Source organism: Frigoribacterium sp. VKM Ac-2859 (assembly GCF_013204925.1).
Taxonomy (GTDB): Bacteria; Actinomycetota; Actinomycetes; order Actinomycetales; family Microbacteriaceae; genus Frigoribacterium.
The window spans coordinates 999,458-1,015,064 of sequence record NZ_JABMLC010000002.1 but is presented as its reverse complement, the minus strand read 5'-3'; the positions used below and the strand labels follow the sequence as shown (position 1 = coordinate 1,015,064).

At 73.4% G+C, this 15,607-nt stretch carries 13 protein-coding genes; 6 read left to right on the top strand and 7 right to left on the bottom strand.

All coding sequences use genetic code 11. The features are described from left to right. Window positions 1-59: 59 nt before the first annotated feature. The 3 genes from HQQ78_RS12620 to HQQ78_RS12610 form a co-directional block, all read right to left on the bottom strand. A complete protein-coding gene (locus HQQ78_RS12620; RefSeq protein ID WP_173153686.1) occupies window positions 60-2,258 on the bottom strand; it encodes a beta-galactosidase in 2,199 nt (732 codons plus the stop codon). 248 nt (window positions 2,259-2,506) lie between these two features. Further along, window positions 2,507-3,505, bottom strand: a complete 999-nt coding sequence (locus tag HQQ78_RS12615; RefSeq protein ID WP_173153684.1) for a LacI family DNA-binding transcriptional regulator — start codon at window positions 3,503-3,505, stop codon at window positions 2,507-2,509. Window positions 3,506-3,627: 122 nt separating this feature from the next. Then, complete coding sequence (locus HQQ78_RS12610; protein WP_056043870.1) at window positions 3,628-4,107, bottom strand: SRPBCC family protein; 480 nt, start codon at window positions 4,105-4,107, stop codon at window positions 3,628-3,630. A 130-nt stretch (window positions 4,108-4,237) separates the two neighbouring features. Between HQQ78_RS12610 and HQQ78_RS12605 the strand changes: the two genes are divergently transcribed. From HQQ78_RS12605 to HQQ78_RS12590, 4 genes are all read left to right on the top strand, one after another. Continuing rightward, window positions 4,238-5,167, top strand: a complete 930-nt coding sequence (locus HQQ78_RS12605; RefSeq protein WP_173153682.1) for an aldo/keto reductase — start codon at window positions 4,238-4,240, stop codon at window positions 5,165-5,167. Between the two features lie 563 nt (window positions 5,168-5,730). Then, complete coding sequence (locus tag HQQ78_RS12600; protein ID WP_173154905.1) at window positions 5,731-6,183, top strand: S-ribosylhomocysteine lyase; 453 nt, start codon at window positions 5,731-5,733, stop codon at window positions 6,181-6,183. Then, window positions 6,180-7,019, top strand: coding sequence for a 5'-methylthioadenosine/S-adenosylhomocysteine nucleosidase (locus HQQ78_RS12595; RefSeq protein WP_173153679.1), 840 nt, complete (start codon window positions 6,180-6,182; stop codon window positions 7,017-7,019). The genes HQQ78_RS12600 and HQQ78_RS12595 overlap by 4 nt, the downstream gene beginning before the upstream one ends. Window positions 7,020-7,425: 406 nt before the next feature. Next, window positions 7,426-8,880, top strand: a complete 1,455-nt coding sequence (locus HQQ78_RS12590; RefSeq protein ID WP_173153676.1) for a nucleobase:cation symporter-2 family protein — start codon at window positions 7,426-7,428, stop codon at window positions 8,878-8,880. Between the two features lie 269 nt (window positions 8,881-9,149). Here HQQ78_RS12590 and HQQ78_RS12585 read toward each other — a convergent pair whose 3' ends face one another. Both HQQ78_RS12585 and HQQ78_RS12580 read right to left on the bottom strand, forming a co-directional pair. After that, the gene (locus HQQ78_RS12585; RefSeq protein ID WP_173153673.1) at window positions 9,150-11,921 is read right to left on the bottom strand and encodes a molybdopterin-dependent oxidoreductase; all 2,772 of its coding nucleotides are present in this window, start codon (window positions 11,919-11,921) and stop codon (window positions 9,150-9,152) included. After that, complete coding sequence (locus tag HQQ78_RS12580) at window positions 11,918-12,850, bottom strand: FAD binding domain-containing protein (protein ID WP_123571372.1); 933 nt, start codon at window positions 12,848-12,850, stop codon at window positions 11,918-11,920. The genes HQQ78_RS12585 and HQQ78_RS12580 overlap by 4 nt, the downstream gene beginning before the upstream one ends. A 369-nt stretch (window positions 12,851-13,219) precedes the next feature. Here HQQ78_RS12580 and uraD point away from each other — a divergent pair, with 369 nt between their 5' ends. Then, a complete protein-coding gene (gene uraD, locus HQQ78_RS12575; RefSeq protein ID WP_173153670.1) occupies window positions 13,220-13,798 on the top strand; it encodes a 2-oxo-4-hydroxy-4-carboxy-5-ureidoimidazoline decarboxylase in 579 nt (192 codons plus the stop codon). Continuing rightward, a complete protein-coding gene (gene uraH, locus HQQ78_RS12570) occupies window positions 13,795-14,121 on the top strand; it encodes a hydroxyisourate hydrolase (protein ID WP_159827984.1) in 327 nt (108 codons plus the stop codon). The genes uraD and uraH overlap by 4 nt, the downstream gene beginning before the upstream one ends. A gap of 18 nt (window positions 14,122-14,139) precedes the next feature. Here the strand turns inward: uraH and HQQ78_RS12565 are convergent, their stop codons facing one another. Together HQQ78_RS12565 and pucL are read right to left on the bottom strand one after the other, a co-directional pair. After that, the gene (locus HQQ78_RS12565) at window positions 14,140-14,616 is read right to left on the bottom strand and encodes a nucleoside deaminase (RefSeq protein WP_236557059.1); all 477 of its coding nucleotides are present in this window, start codon (window positions 14,614-14,616) and stop codon (window positions 14,140-14,142) included. Between the two features lie 50 nt (window positions 14,617-14,666). After that, a complete protein-coding gene (pucL, locus tag HQQ78_RS12560; protein ID WP_173153664.1) occupies window positions 14,667-15,560 on the bottom strand; it encodes a factor-independent urate hydroxylase in 894 nt (297 codons plus the stop codon). Window positions 15,561-15,607: the final 47 nt, after the last annotated feature.

The window sequence follows — 15,607 nt, the reverse complement described above, 5'->3', positions numbered from 1 at the left end:
GCTGCGGGGGACGTCGTGTGGGTCGGGCGGCCGGGGTCGGGGAGGCCGGGTCGGGCCGCCTACGAGGCGTCGGCGTCGACGAGCTCGTACACGTGGGCCGCGCGCGGGGCGAGGGTCAGGGTGGTGCCGGCGGCGACGACCTCCCGGGTCTCGAGGTCGCGCACCGCGGAGGGCGTGGTGACCGTTCCCTCGTGGGCCGACCAGTTCGACACGAACGCGAGCCCGGGGGCTCCGGCCCGTGAACCGGTGGTGACCGTGACCGTCTCGGTCGCCGCCCACGTGCCCGCCGCCGTGGCGGGCACGAGCCACCGGGCGATCGAGCGCGAGAGCTCGGGGTTGGGCACGGTCGCGACGTAGCTGACGCGGCCGGCTCCGGAGGCGCGGGTCGTCAGCATCGCGTCGGCCCCGATCTCGGTCGGCGCGGCCCGCAGCACGACGGTGGCGTCCTCGACGTGCAGGACGTCGGCCCAGCGGGTGCCGGCGGAGCCCGGCTCGAGGACGAAGGCTGCGTCGGCGGGGGAGGCCGGGGCGGTGACGTCCTCGGTGGCCGCGCCCGCGCCTCCTGCGGTCGTGCCGTCGGTGCGCTCGGCGGTGCCGGCGTCCGCGACGTGGACGGCGAGGGGGCGGTCGAGGTTGGTGTACTCCTCGTACCAGACCCCCGCGGGGCCCGAGAGCCGGGCGGGTGCCGGGTCGCGGCGGGCGCGGGCGAGCTCGTCGCCGTAGGCCGTGCGGATGCCGACCACCAGGTGGCCGCCCGCCTCGGCGTACGCGGTGAGCGCGGTGAGCGTGGCGTCGTCGACGACGTACAGCGCCGGCACGACGAGCACGGGGTGCGCCGCGGCCAGCTCGGCCGGGTCGGCGGCGAGGAACTGCGTCACGTGCTGGATGCGCACCTGCACGCCCGCCTCGGCGAGCCCGCGGTAGTGCGCGTCGAACAGGTGGAGGTACGACTCCGGGTCGGGGGTGCCGTCGGGCAGGGCCAGCGGCGGGTACGTCTCGAACGACCACTTGGTCTCGGTCGACCAGAGCATCAGCACGTCGGCGTCGGGCTCGAGGCCGTCGACCGCGCCGCCGACCGCCTTGAGCGTGGCGCCCAGGGCCGAGACCTCGCGGTGGATGCGACCGGGACGCTGGCTGTGCGGCAGCACGCCGCCCCAGTACGTCTCGACGCCGAAGTGCAGCGTGTGCCAGTGCCAGTACTCGACCATGCGGGCACCGCGGGAGACGAGCGCGAGCGCGGCCTGCTTGATCTGCCCGTCGAACGGCGGGTGGTTCTGCCAGGGGCCGCCGATCGACTGCGCGTTGGTCTCGGTGACGAGGAAGGGGGCCTGCGCGGACGAGAACGCCCGGTCGCCCCACTGCTGCAGGGCCCAGACGCCGGTGTGCCACCAGCCGGCCTCGCGGGGCACCTCGACGCCGAGCGTCAGGCCGTCCTGCATCTTGTAGTACGGGTTCCCGGCGGTGACGTCGAGGCTCTCGACGAGCCGCTCGTCGGCGACCTGCGGGCGCGAGTACGAGATGCAGGTGGTGACGAACTGGTCGTCGCGGGCGTACTCGCGGACGACGTCGGCCTGCCAGGCGATCAGCTCGTCGGCCAGCTCGCCCTGGAAGCGCCGCCACTCGAGGTCGTACTGCGGCTGCACGTTGCCGTCGGGACGCCAGAGCTGCGACCACTCGGTCAGCCGGTGCGACCAGTAGACCAGGCCCCACTCCTCGTTCAGGCGCTCGACGGTGACGTACTTGCGCTGCAGCCAGGCCACGAAGCGGTCGAAGACCTGGTCGTTGCGCGGGCGCTCGTTGCCGGGCTCGTTGTCGACCTGCCAACCGATCACGGCGGGGTGCTGCGCGTATCGCTCGACGACCTTGCGCACGACGCGCTCGGCGTAGAAGCGGTAGGCGGGGTGGCTCTGGTCCATCTCCTGGCGGGCGCCCCAGCCGGCGCGGACGCCGGTCGTCCGCTCGGCGGCGATCTCGGGGTGGCGCACCTGCAGCCACGGCGGCACCGCGTAGGTCGGCGTGCCGAGCACCACCGCGATGCCGCGGGCGTGGGCGCCGTCGAGCACGGGCTGGAGCCAGTCGAGGTCGAACTCGCCCTCGCGCGGCTCCCACGTCGACCAGACCGACTCGCCCACGCGGATCACCGTGAAGCCCGCCTCGACCATCAGGTCGAGGTCGCGGTCGAGGGTGCCCGCCTGCTGGTACTCGGCGTAGTAGGCGGCTCCGAAGAGGACCCCGGAGTGGCGTGGAGCAGAAGTCATCGTTGACCCGTTCGTGTGTGTCGGCTGCGGTGGCGACCGCCGACGTCGTCCCGCGCGTGCTCGGGACGTCGATCGATGTTCGGTGGATGTTGTCGATAACATCGGCGTCTGCGGAGAACGTAACCCACGAGCCGCCACCCGCGCAAGACCCCGTCGTCGACGGGTCCCCGATGGGGGAGGCGCGGGTCGGCCCGCGCGGCTCGGCCTGCGCCGGTGGGCCTGCGCCGATGGGCCCGCGCCCGGGGGCGTCAGCCGCGCGCGGGTGCGGTCGAGGCGCGCGCGACGAGGGACGGCACCGGCAGGCGGCTGGCCGTGTCGGGGCTGCGTCCCTCGATGTGGGCGATCAGCGACGTCATCACGTGTGCCCCCTCGAAGCCGAAGTCGAGTGCCACGGTGGACAGCGACGGCACCATGAACCGCGCCTCGGGAGTGTCGTCGTTGCCGACCACACTGACCTCGTGCGGCACCGAGACGCCCTCGGCGGCGAGGGCGGCGAGCAGCCCCATCGCCATGGCGTCGTTCGCGACGGCGATGGCGGTGAAGTCGTCCGTCCGGGCGGCCAGTCGCAGCCCGATGTCGTAGCCGGCCGCCGCGGACCAGTCGCCGACGTCGGTGACCGTCACCGCGCCTCCGGACCCGGTCACCGCCTGGCGGAACCCGTCGGCGCGCTCGCGGGCGGCCAGCCACTGGTCCGGCCCGGCGACGTAGGCCACGCGGCGGTGGCCGAGGCCCACGAGGTGCTCGGCCGCGACCCGGCCGGCGTGCTCGTTGATCGACTCGGTGGTGCCCTCGACCATCAGCCCGAAGTCACGCGCCACGGGCACCGAGATCGCCCGGCGTTCGAGCGCCGACCGGGCGACGGCGGTCTGCGCGGTCACGACGATGCCGGCGATCTGCTGCCCGAGCATCAGGTCGAGGGCGTCGTCGACCGAGCGCTCGTCGCCGCCGTCCATCGACACGATGTCGGTGACGTAGCCGAGCGAACGCGCGGCCTCCGTGGCCCCGGCGATCGTGCGGGCGGGCCCCGACTGGTGCATGTTGTCGGCGAGCAGCCCGATGCGGTTCGTCCGCTGCAGGCGCAGGTAGCGGGCCGCCGAGTTCGGGCGGTACTCGAGCTCGGCGAGGGCCTGCTCGACCTTCTCGCGGGTGGTGGGACGGATGCCCTCGAACCCCCGCAGGAACCTGCTGACGGTCTGGTGCGAGACGCCCGCGCGCTTCGCCACGTCGTAGATCGTGGCGTCCTTCATGCCCCGAGGGTAGCGGTGCCCGGAGGCCCGTGCCCCGCCGGGGGCGAGCCCGGGACGTGGACGAGCCCGGGGTGTGGACGCGTCCGGGACGTGGACGAGCCCCGGGGTGTGGACGCGCCCGGCTAAGCGGTGCGCTCGATCTCGCGGGTGATGCCGACGAGCACGCGGCGCATGTACGGCGCCCAGGCGAAGCGCACAATGCCGCGCACGATCGCCCCGCGGCCCGGTCGGGCGAAGAACGAGTAGGTCCAGTCGACCCGCGTGCGCCCGCTCGGGGTCGCCCGGTAGCTCCAGTCGGCGCGGCCGCCCGTCACCAGCCGCCCGAGCAGCCCGGTGAACTCGCTGAGCTCGTAGACGAAGACCCCGTCGGGCTCCACGCGCACGAGGCTCTCGACGACGCTGCTGCCGTCCGACAGCTCGAGCCGGCGGGTGCGCCCCACGGCGTCCCACGGGCCGGTCTGGTCGTGGACGGCCACGACGGCCGGGATCACCCCCGCCCTCGGATAGAACCCGACGGGGGTCAGCGGCGTCGCGATGCTCCACGCCCGGTCGAGCGGAGCGGCGGCGACGCGCGCGGTGCTCGCGCTCGCGGTGACGGTCATGCCGGGGGGTTCGGAACGGAGGGCGCGAACGACGGGACGGGTCCTCCCCAGGCGCCCCGCGCCTCCTGACCGTCCCCCGAGGAGGCGCGGGTCGGCTCCCGGGGACGCCGGACGAGAGCAGACTGGCCGCGTGAAGACGACGACGTTACCCACCACAGACCGCCCCGCCTCGACCATCGTCCTCGGGCTCATGCGCATCTCGGGCATGACCGACGACGCGATCCGTGAACTCGTGGCCGAGGCCCGAGACCTCGGCATCGACTTCTTCGACCACGCCGACGTGTACGGCGACCACCCCCACCACTGCGAGCAGCGCTTCGGCGACGCCGTCACCATGACCTCGTCCGAGCGCGACGCGATCCAGCTGCAGAGCAAGGTCGGCATCCGTGACGGCTTCTGGGACTTCTCGACCGAGCACATCCTCGAGTCGGTCGACGCCTCGCTCGCCGCCCTGCAGACCGACCGCCTCGACGTGCTGCTGCTGCACCGCCCCGACGCCCTGGTCGAGCCCGACGAGGTGGCCGCCGCCTTCGACCAGCTGCACGCCGCCGGCAAGGTGCGCCACTTCGGCGTCTCGAACCACACGCCCGGCCAGGTCGAGTTGCTGAAGCGCAGCGTGACGCAGCCGCTGATCGTCAACCAGGTGCAGCTCAGCATCACCCACGCGCCGCTGATCGCCGCCGGCGTCGCGGCCAACATGGCGGGGCTCGACCAGTCCGTCGACCGTGACAACGGCATCCTCGACTACAGCCGCCTGAACGACATGACCTTGCAGGCCTGGTCGCCGTTCCAGAAGGGCTTCTTCGACGGCGTGTTCCTCGGCGACCGCGACGGCTACCCCGAGCTCAACGACGTCATCGACGAGCTCGCTGCCAAGTACGACGTCCCGCCGTCGGCGATCCCCGTGGCCTGGATCACCCGGCACCCGGCCCGGATGCAGGTCGTGCTCGGCACCACGAGCGTCGCGCACCTCCGCGACAGCGCCGCGGGGTCGGACGTGCCCCTGACCCGGCCCGAGTGGTACCGGCTCTTCACGGCCGCCGGGCACACGCTGCCGTAGCGCGCTGCGCTGCGCTGCGCTGCGCCGGGCTGCGCTGGGCTGCGCTGGGCTGCGCTGCGCTGCGCTGCGCTGCGCTGCGCCGGGCTGGGCTGCCCTGCGCTGGGCTGGGCTGCCCTGCGCTGGGCTGGGCTGCCCTGCGCTGGCCTGGGTTGCGCTGCGCCCGCCGGTCCGCCCCCCCATCCCTTTCCCCCCGCTCGCCGCCACGAAGTAAACACGCCGCCATCTTTTTGCGTGGCGGGTTGTTTACTCCGTGGCGGGATGGCGGGATGGCGGGATGGCGGGATGGCGGGATGGCGGGATGGCGGGATGGCGGGAGGGCGGGATGGCGGGATGGCGGGGTGGCGGGGTGGCGGGACGAACGGGATGAGCGGCGGGATGGCGGGCCGAGCGGCGGAGCGGCCGAGCGGCCGAGCGGCGGGCCGCATGCGGGGTCACACTCCGACCGGCGCGGAGGGAATGTCCTAGGGTCGACAGGGCGTTGGGACGCACAGATCGGTGCAGAGACCGAGGTGCCTCCCGCGCCCCGTCCGCACCCCGAAGGGACCATCGTGACCCAGCCCAAGATGAACGTCGAGTCGTTCAACCTCGACCACCGCACCGTCGCCGCGCCCTACGTGCGCGTCGCCGACCAGAAGACGTTGCCGCACGGCGACGTCATCACCAAGTTCGACGTCCGGTTCACGCAGCCGAACGAGGCTCACCTCGACATGGCGTCGGTCCACTCGCTCGAGCACCTCTTCGCCGAGCACTCCCGCAACCGCTCCGGCGACGTCATCGACTTCTCGCCGATGGGCTGCCAGACCGGTTTCTACCTGATCCTGCAGGGCGACCCCGCGATGGACGACGTCCTGTCGCTGATCGAGGGCACCCTCACCGACATCACCACCGCGACCGAGGTCCCCGCGGCCAACGAGGTCCAGTGCGGCTGGGGTGCCAACCACACGCTCGAGGGTGCCCAGGGCGTCGCCCGCGACTTCCTCGCCGCCCGCGACGAGTGGTCGACCGTCGCCCGATGAGCGGAACGCACGCCGCGCCTCCTGCCGACGGGGTCGCGGCGGTCGCCGTCCCCCCGATCATCGTCGTCGTGGCGATGGCCGACGAGGCGGCGCCGTTCGTCTCCCGGGCGTCGCGCGTCGACGAGCCGGTCGCCGTCGGCGGGTCGCTGCAGCGGGTCGTCGAGATCGACGGGGTCGAGCTGCTGCTCGTGCAGAGCGGCATCGGGTTCGTCAACGCGGCCGGAGCGGCCACGTCGGCCATCGTGCGGGCCGGCTCGCTCGAGGGTGTCGTGCCGACCGTGATCAGCGCCGGCACCGCTGCGGGCATGGGCGCCGGCATCGAGATCGGCGACGTCGTCGCGGGCTCTGAGTACGTCAACCTCGACGCCGACGCGCGCGTGTTCGGCTACCGGCTGGGGCAGGTCCCCGGGATGCCGGCCAGCTTCCACGCCGACGAGGCCCTGATGGAGGCGGCGGTCGCGTACGACACGTCCGTCCCGTCCGACGCGTCGGCCGGCTCGGGCGAGCCGTCGGCCGGGTCGGACGGCACGTCGGGTGGTCCGTGGGCCGTGCGCCCGGGGTTGATCGCGTCGAGCGACGCGTTCATGACCGCCGAGCGCGTGATCGGCGTGCGCAGCGCCTTCGCCGACGTCGTCGACGTGGACGCCGTCGACATGGAGTCGATGGCGATCGCGCAGACCTGCCACGTCCACCACGTGCCGTTCGTCTCGGTGCGCGGCATCAGCGACCTCGCCGGTCCGGACGCCCACGACGTGCACGACGAGAACCTCGCCCTGACGGCGGGGCGATCGGCGGACGTCACGATGCACCTCGTGCGGGCGATCACCGCGCGCTGAGCGACGGGCTGCGCTGGCCGCGCTGCGCCGGCTGCGCTGCGCCGGCTGCGCTGCGCCGGCCGCGCTGCGCTGGCCGCGCTGCGCTGGCTGCGCTGCGCTGGCCGCGGTGCGGTGCGGTGCGGCGCCGCGCCGGGCCGGGCCGGGCCGCGTCGCCTGGTGACGGCGACGGCTGCCGCCGCGCTCCTCGGCCGCCAGCCCGCGCCTCCTTCTCGATGCACCCGGTGTCGAACGATGCACCCGCTTGCTCGTGGGTGCATCGTTCGAAAGCGGGTGCATCGGCACGAGCGGCACCGAGCGCATCCACCCCGCTGACGACACGAGCCTGAAACACGCGTGCCGCCGCGACGAAACGCGCGTTTCGTACGCTGGCGGCGACCACCCGACATCCCCACGATCAGGAGTCCCGATGTCACAGTCCCCGCCCGAGTCACCCGAGCCGCCCGCTTCCCCGGTCGCGACCGCCGGGCCGCCCGAGACGACACACCCCGTCGACCGCGTCCCCCCGCTGCGGAGGCTCTTCCCGCTCGGCCTGCAGCACGTGCTCGCGATGTACGCCGGGGCGGTCGCCGTGCCCCTCATCGTCGGCGGAGCGCTGGTCGGCATGGGCCAGCTCGAGCCCGGCGACATCGCCTACCTGATCAGCGCCGACCTCTTCGTGGCCGGCATCGCGACGATCGTGCAGTCCGTCGGGTTCTGGCGTTTCGGGGTGCGGCTGCCCCTGATGCAGGGCTGCACCTTCGCCGCCGTCGGACCGATGATCGTGATCGGTGGCGAGTACGGCATCACGGCCATCTACGGCTCGGTCATCGCGAGCGGCGTCTTCATGATGCTGCTCGCCCCGTTCTTCTCGAAGCTGGTGCGGTTCTTCCCGCCGATCGTCACGGGCACGGTCATCCTGATCATCGGCGTCTCGCTGATGGACGTCGCCGCCGGCTGGGTCGGAGGAGGCGCGGGTTCCGACGACTTCGGACGCCCGCTCGACGTCGCCTTCGCCGCGGGCACCCTGCTGCTGATCATCCTGATCGAGCGGTTCGCGCCTCCTGTGCTCCGCCGCCTGTCGATCCTGCTGGGGCTCGTCGTCGGCACCCTCGTCGCCTGGCCGTTCGGGCTGACCGACTGGAGCGGAGTGGGCGAGAGCGCCTGGTTCGGGCTCGCCCTGCCGTTCCACTTCGGGCTGCCGACCTTCCCGGTGAGCGCGATCGTGTCGATGTGCATCGTCGGCCTGGTGATCATGACCGAGACCACCGGCGACATCATCGCGGTGGGCGAGATCGTCGACCGCCCGGTGACGCCGCGACGACTGGCCGACGGGCTGCGGGCCGACGGCCTGTCGACCGTCATCGGCGGCGTCTTCAACACGTTCCCGTACACCGCGTTCGCGCAGAACGTCGGCCTGGTCAGCATCACCGGCGTGAAGTCGCGGTACGTGGCGACGCTGGCGGGGGGCATCCTCGTGGTGCTCGGGTTGGTGCCCGCCCTCGGGGCCGTCGTCGAGGGCGTGCCCGTGGCGGTGCTCGGCGGGGCGGGCGTCGCGCTGTTCGGCATGGTCGCGGCGAGCGGCATCCGGACGCTGTCGAAGGTGCGGTTCACGAACTCGAACATCCTGATCGTGGCGGTCGCGCTGGGCGTGAGCCTGCTGCCGACGGTCAGCCCCGAGATCTACGCGCAGTTCCCGACCTGGTTCACGATCGTCTTCGACTCGGGCATCAGCGCCGGCGCGATCGTGGCCGTGCTGCTGAACCTGCTGCTCAACTCGCCGCGGATGCAGGCGCGCGACGAGGGTGCGGACCGTGACGTGTCGGCGCACGACGCCGTGCGCGGGCCCGCGGCACCGGCCGGAGCGAGCGAGCGCGAGGGCTGAGCCCGGGCCCCGGGCCCCGGGCCGGGCCGACGCCGGGCTGGCCGGCCCGGGGGCTGGACCTGGCCCCCGGGCTGGGCCCGGCCTCCGGGCTGGACCCGGCCCCCGGGTTGGGCCCGACCGCGGGCTGGCCCGGGCCCAGCCCGCGCTCGCGTCGCACCGTCGACTGGACGTCGCACCGCGCATGTCGGCGGTGCGACGTCCATTCCGTGGTGCGACTCGTGGTCCGGTCGCGGCCCCGGCCGGCCCCGTCTCGCCCCGCTCTGCCCGGCTCAGCGACCGCCGGCGAGGCGCCAGAGGCGGTCGCGCGACATCGGCAGTTCGTGCGGCCGCACGCCGAGGGCGTCGCGGATCGCGTTGGCCAGGGCGGGTGCCACCGGGTTGTACGGCGCCTCGCTCATCGACTTGGCGCCGAGTGGACCGAGGTCGTCGTGCGTGGTCGCGAAGTGCACCTCGGTCTGGGGCACGTCGCCGAACTTGGGCATCCGGTAGTTGCGGAACGCCGTCGTCAGCACGCGACCCTCGTCGTCGAGCATCATCTCTTCGTAGAGGGCCGTGCCGATCGCCTGCGCCGTGCCGCCCTCGACCTGCCCCCGCAACTGCTCGGGGTTGAGTACGACCCCGGCGTCCGCCGCCTGCACCGAGCGCAGCAGGCGCACCTCGCCGCTCGCCCGGTCGACGGCGACCTCGAAGCCGTGCACGTTGAACGCCACCGAGCGTGGGGTGCCGTCGTGGGAACCGTCGGCGGTGAGCGGACCGTCGGCCAGCAGCCGTTCGCCGGACACCAGGACGGTCGCGTCGACACCGGGGCCGACCCGCACCACGACGCCGCCCGCGACCACCTCGGGGGCGGTGCCGGTGTCGACGGCGTGACCCGCGCCTCCGGCGATCGCCAGCGCGCGGTCGACCATCGCCGCGCGCAGCTTGTGGGCGGCGGCGAGCAGGGCCTTGCCGGCGACGACGACGCCGGCCGACCCGTACGCGCCCGTGTCGTACCGGGCCACGTCGGTGTCGGACTGCCGGACGACGACCCGGTCGGGCGTGGTGCCGAGCGCCGAGGCGACGAGCTGGGTGTGCACCGTCGTCGTCCCGTTGCCGAACTCGGCCGTGCCGACGCCGATGTCGTAGCGGCCGTCGGGCAGCAGCTCGATCGAGGTGTCGGCGAAGTGACCGCGTGGCGGGATCGTCGCGATCATGGCGAGCGCCATGCCGCGGCCGGTGACCCAGGTCGGGCCGACGGGAGCAGGAGGCGCGCCCTCGGGGGCAGGGGACTCCAGCGCCTGCTCGACCAGGTCGAGGCACTGGTCGAGTCCGTAGCTGCCGATCAGCAGATCGCTCTCTTCGTCGGGGTCGGTGACCACCATCGGGTCGCCGGGGACGATCACGTTGCGGCGGCGCAGCTCGAACGGGTCGATGCCGAGCTCGCGGGCCAGTTCGTCCATCGCGGACTCGACGGCGAAGACGACCTGCCCCAGCCCGTACCCGCGGAACGCCCCCGAGGGCAGGTTGTTCGTGTAGACCGACTCGGCGTCCACGCGCTTGTTCGGACAGCGGTAGACGCTCGTGGACTCGTGCACCGAGTGGTACATCACGCCGACGCCGTGGTTGCCGTAGGCGCCCGTGTCCATCAGCTGGTCGACGTGCAGCGCGGTCAGCGCCCCGTCGCTCGTCGCGCCGACGCGCACGCGGACGCGCATCGGGTGGCGGGTCGGCGCGATCGTGAACTCGTCCTCGCGGGTGAACTCGTACTGCACGGGTCGACCGGTGCGCAGCACGGCGAGGGCGACGAGGTCTTCGGTGATGAGCTCTTGCTTGCCCCCGAAACCGCCGCCCACGCGGGCGGCGAAGACCCGGACCTGTTCCTGCGGCAGTCCGAAGACGTGGGCCAGCTCGTCGCGCACGAGGAACGGCACCTGGCTCGCCGTACGGACGACGAGGCGCCCGTCGTCGTCGAGCCAGCCGCGCGAGGCGTGCGTCTCGAGCGCGCCGTGCGAGACGCGCTGCGTGCGCCAGGTGCCCTCGACGACGGCGTCGGCCAGCGCCAGGCCGGCCTCGACGTCGCCCGTCTCGTCGTGCATCGCGGCCACGGTGTTGCGCTCGGGGAACGCGATGCGCGACGCCTCGACGGTCTTCTCGCCGTGCAGCAGCGGGGCCCCGGGGGAACGCGCCGTCTCGGGGTCGAACACGGCGGGCAACGGTTCGTACTCGACCACGATCGCGGCCAGGGCGTTCGTCGCCGTGCGGACGTCGTCCGCGACGACCGCGGCGACGCGCTGACCACGGAAGCGCAGCACGGGGTCGAGGACCAGGCCGTCGTCCGGGTCGTCCTCGCGGTCCTCGTGGCGACCGGTCGAGAACAACGTCGCGGGGGAGTCGCGGTGGGTCAACACCAGGTGCACGCCGGGCAGCGCCTCGGCGGCACTCGTGTCGATCGAGGTGATGCGGGCGTGGGGGTGCGGGCTGCCGAGCACGGCGAGGTGCAGCAGCTTCGTCGTGCCGCGGAAGTCGAGCGTGTACGGCTCGCTGCCGGACGCCACGCGCAGGGCCGCCGGGGCCTTCACCGACCGACCGGCCGCCTCGCCGTCGACCGGGGCCACCGTGTTCGAGACGCCGCAGATCGCGTCGCCGATCGCCCGGTACCCCGTGCACCGGCACAGGTTGCCCTTCAGGAGGCGCGGGAGGTCGTCCGCGTCGGCCTCGGTGAACGTCGAGGCCGTCACCACCATGCCGGCTGTGCAGAAGCCGCACTGGAACCCGGCCGCGTCGGCGAACGCCTGCTGCACGGGGTGGGGGTGCTCGGGGGTGCCGAGACCGGCCGCCGTCGTCACCGCCCGGCCCTCGAGCCGGTGGGCGGGATAGATGCACGAGTGCACGGGTTCGCCGTCGACCAGCACCGAGCACGCGCCGCAGTCGCCCGCGTCGCAGCCCTTCTTGACCGAGTGGACGCCGTGCTCGCGCAGCACCGTCCGCAGCACCTGGCCGGGGTCGACGTCGGCGTCGAGCGGGAGGCCGTCGACCTCGAACGTGACGTGTCTCGGGGTCATCGCGCGCCTCCGGGGGTCGTGGTGGTGGGCGGCGTCCGCCTCGCGCGGGCGGCCGCGCTGCGCGGGTCGTGGGTCGACTCGCGCACGGGTCGCACCGGTGCGTCGGTGGCGGGCCGTCCGAGCTCGACCCGCAGCTCGTCGGCGAAGCGGGCGCTCATCGCGCGGCGCCAGTCGGGGTCGCCGTGGGGGTCGGAGTACCAGCAGTCGATGCGGCCGAGAGCGTCCGCGAGGGCCCGCTCGCCGGGCACCTCGTCGAAGCGCAGCTGGACGGGACGGGTCGTCCCCGCCGTGATCGTGACCACGAACTCGCCGTCGAGGCCGAGCCGGGCCGTGACCAGCGCGCCGGAGCGGCCCAGGGGGCTCAGCGAGATGCGCCGGAACCCGGTGCGGGAGCGCAGGGACCCGAGTGGCACCTCGAGGGCGCGCAGCACCTCACCCGGCTCGAGGGTGTTCTGCACCACTCCGGTGACGAAGGTGGACACGGGCTGGCGGCGCTCGCCGCCGTCGGTCGTCCAGACGACGGCCGTGGCGTCGAGCGTGGCCATGAGCGACGTCATGGCCCCGGCAGGCAGCCCGAGGGCGACGTTGCCGCCGACCGTCGCGACGTTCCAGATCTTGAACGAGGCGAGCAGCGAGTTCGCGCACTGGTCGACGAGCGGGTGGGCGACCCAGTCGGCGTCGGCGGGCAGCCGCAGCAGCTCGGCGATGGTGCAGGTGGCGGCGACGCTGACGACGTCGCGGCCGTCGGCGGCGATGCCGCGCTCGACCGGCGTCCACCCGAGCGAGGTCAGATCGACCAGGCCGGTCAGCCCGGGCTGCCGCTCCGAGAACAGCCACGTGCCGCCGCCGAGGGGCCGCTCGCCGGGCGCGAAGACGATCTCGTCGCGGCGTGACGGGGTGCGGATCTCGCGAACGGTGGTCAGGTCCATGGGAGACCCCACTCTGCACGACGGGCGTTTCGAGCATGTGTCGGCTCGCTCGGCGTCGAACGACCGGCCCCGGCGCGGAGCCGCCGACACCGCAGCCGCGTCGGGTGGAGGGCCGGGACGAGAGCCGGAGCCGCGGCGAGGGCCGGGGACGGGGTCGCACCACCGTCGTGTGGTCGAACCACACTCGCGGGTGGTTCCACGACGCGCACGTGGTGCGAGCGGCTGCGGACGTGGTGCGAGCGGCTGCGGACGTGGTGCGAGCGGCCACCCGCCGGGGCGCGCCTGGGTGCCGCGTCGCCCGACGCCCGGGAGGCGCGGGTCGGCCAGCCGTGCCCGTCGCCTCGGGGCACCGTCGCTAGGGTGTGCGTCATGATCGAGCTCGACGACGCCACCCTGCGTTCGCACCTGCTGGCCGCCCTCGCCGTCGAGCGGTGGGTCGACGACGTCGCGGCGCAGGCGCCGTTCGCCGACTCCGACGCCCTGATCACGGTCGCGGCCGCCGCCGCCACGCCGCTCAGCGCCGCCGAGATCGACGAGGCGATGGCGCACCACCCGCGCATCGGTGAGAAGCCGGTCGGCGACGGTGCCGCCCAGGCGTTCAGCAGGCGCGAGCAGGGTTCGGCGGTCGACGCCGACGACGAGACGCTCGCGCAGCTGCTGGTCGAGGGCAACGCCGCGTACGAGCAGCGCTTCGACCGGGTGTTCCTGATCCGTGCCGCCGGTCGGAGCCGGGCCGAGATCGTGGGTGAGCTGCACCGCCGGCTCGGGCTCGACGACGACACCGAGCTGCGCATCGTCGGAGCCGAGCTGCGCGACATCGCCCTGCTGCGGTTGCAGTCGACCTTCGCCGAGTCGGCGCCTGCCGGGTCGGCAGCCGCCGGATCGACGTCCGCCGAGTCGGCACCCGCCGGGTCGGCGTCCGCCGGCCACGACGAGGCCCGAGCATGAGCCACGTCACGACGCACGTCCTCGACGCCGCACTGGGCCGCCCGGCCGCCGACGTCCCCGTCGCCCTCTACGACGCGCGGGGCACCGAACTCGCCACCGGCGTCACGAACGCCGACGGGCGCGTGCCCGAACTCGGCCCGGACGCCCTGCCCGCCGCCGACTACCGACTGGTCTTCGAGACCGCCGCCTACTTCGCGGCGGCCGGGCGTGACACGTTCTACCCGCGGGTGACCATCGACTTCACCCTCGCCGACGAGTCGAGCCACTACCACGTGCCGGTGCTGCTCAGCCCGTTCGCGTACTCGACCTACCGCGGCAGCTGACCCCCCTCGCACGACGACTCAGTAATCGGTGCGGTGGTCGTGGCTCGCCCACGCCTCGAACGGCGCCGGCGCGTTCGCCGGGCGCACCTCGTCGACGGGGAGGTCCCAGGTCGACCGGTCGCGCCCGAACAGTTCGTAGAACTCGAGGTCGTCGAAACCGCCTCGCGCGGCGTCGTGCCGGTCCGCGGCGTACACGACCCGGTCGACCCTGGCCCAGAGCGACGCCGAGAGGCACAGCGGGCACGGTTCGCACGAGGTGTAGAGGGTCGTGCCGGCGAGGGAGAAGTCGCCGACGGCCCGGCACGCCGCCCGGATCGCGGTCACCTCGGCGTGTGCGGTGGGGTCGAGGTCGGCCGTCACCCGGTTCCGACCCTCGGCCACGAGTTCGTCGCCCCGCACGATGACGGCCCCGAACGGTCCGCCCCCGTTCGCGACGTTCTCGACGGCCAGTTCGATGGTGCGGGCCAGCCAGCGGGCGTCGTCGGCGTCGGTCACGGTGTCTCCTCGGGGTGGGGCGGCGGTGGGGCGGCTCGGCTCGACGAGGCTCATGCGAGACCCGCGGAGGCGCGCCACGCGTCGTGGGCCGGCGGGGCGTCGTCGCGCAGCACGGTCGCCTCGATCAGACCGTACGGGCGGTCGGCGGCCCAGAAGACCTCGCCCGGGTTCTCGAGGCCGAAGGGCGACAGGTCGTAGGCGAAGTGGTGCTTGTTCGGTGCCTTCAGGCGCACCTCGACGATCGAGGGGATCGCCTCGAGGACGGCCGTGCCCATGTGCCACAGGGTCTGCTGCAGGGCGAGCGACTGCAAGGTGGCGAACTCGCGGACCATCAGGCGCTTGACCTCGGCGTACGTGGCCTCCCAGTCGACGTCGGTCGTGCCGAAGCGCCACTTCGCGTCGAGCGCCGTCGCCAAGACCCGGTCGTGCGTCTCGGGCAGGGTCGTGAACTCGTCGGTCAGGAACCCGGCGAACTCGGAGCCGGTCGACTTGAGCAGGACCAGGTCCTTCAGCCCGCCCACGACGTACTCGCCGGTGCCGTCGACCGTGACGGCGGCGGTGCGCACCTCTTGACCCGAACGCAGCCAGGTGTGGTCGTGCTCGCCGCCGTCGACCACGGCCCGCTGCCAGTCGTACTGCTCGATCTCGATGCGGGCACCCGTCACGGGTTCGACGTCGTGCACGAAGTGGCGGGCGAGCTCGAGCCCGAAGCGCTCGACGGCTTCGACGCCCTTCGACTTCGCGAACGCGAACGCGGTGTTCTTCTGGGTGTCGGTCGGCAGGACGGCACTCTGGTCGCCGCGGAGGTACGCCGCGTCGAAGGGGCCCCGCAGTGCCGTCGTGACGTTGACGTCGCGGATCTCGTGTCGGGGCCCGTCGCGGTAGAAGCGCACGAGCCGCGACTCCGCCTTGCCGTACTGGTTGTCGCCGAGGATGATCGCCATGCGGCGATGATCACACAACCGTGTGAACGACTTGTTTCACGATCGAC

Bases quoted from the DNA above. Each gene is read 5' to 3' on its own strand.
- HQQ78_RS12620 (WP_173153686.1), bottom strand. From the start codon at position 2,258: ATGACTTCTGCTCCACGCCACTCCGGGGTCCTCTTCGGAGCCGCCTAC.
- HQQ78_RS12615 (WP_173153684.1), bottom strand. From the start codon at position 3,505: ATGAAGGACGCCACGATCTACGACGTGGCGAAGCGCGCGGGCGTCTCG.
- HQQ78_RS12610 (WP_056043870.1), bottom strand. From the start codon at position 4,107: ATGACCGTCACCGCGAGCGCGAGCACCGCGCGCGTCGCCGCCGCTCCG.
- HQQ78_RS12600 (WP_173154905.1), top strand. From the start codon at position 5,731: ATGAACGTCGAGTCGTTCAACCTCGACCACCGCACCGTCGCCGCGCCC.
- HQQ78_RS12595 (WP_173153679.1), top strand. From the start codon at position 6,180: ATGAGCGGAACGCACGCCGCGCCTCCTGCCGACGGGGTCGCGGCGGTC.
- HQQ78_RS12590 (WP_173153676.1), top strand. From the start codon at position 7,426: ATGTCACAGTCCCCGCCCGAGTCACCCGAGCCGCCCGCTTCCCCGGTC.
- HQQ78_RS12585 (WP_173153673.1), bottom strand. From the start codon at position 11,921: ATGACCCCGAGACACGTCACGTTCGAGGTCGACGGCCTCCCGCTCGAC.
- HQQ78_RS12580 (WP_123571372.1), bottom strand. From the start codon at position 12,850: ATGGACCTGACCACCGTTCGCGAGATCCGCACCCCGTCACGCCGCGAC.
- uraD (WP_173153670.1), top strand. From the start codon at position 13,220: ATGATCGAGCTCGACGACGCCACCCTGCGTTCGCACCTGCTGGCCGCC.
- uraH (WP_159827984.1), top strand. From the start codon at position 13,795: ATGAGCCACGTCACGACGCACGTCCTCGACGCCGCACTGGGCCGCCCG.
- pucL (WP_173153664.1), bottom strand. From the start codon at position 15,560: ATGGCGATCATCCTCGGCGACAACCAGTACGGCAAGGCGGAGTCGCGG.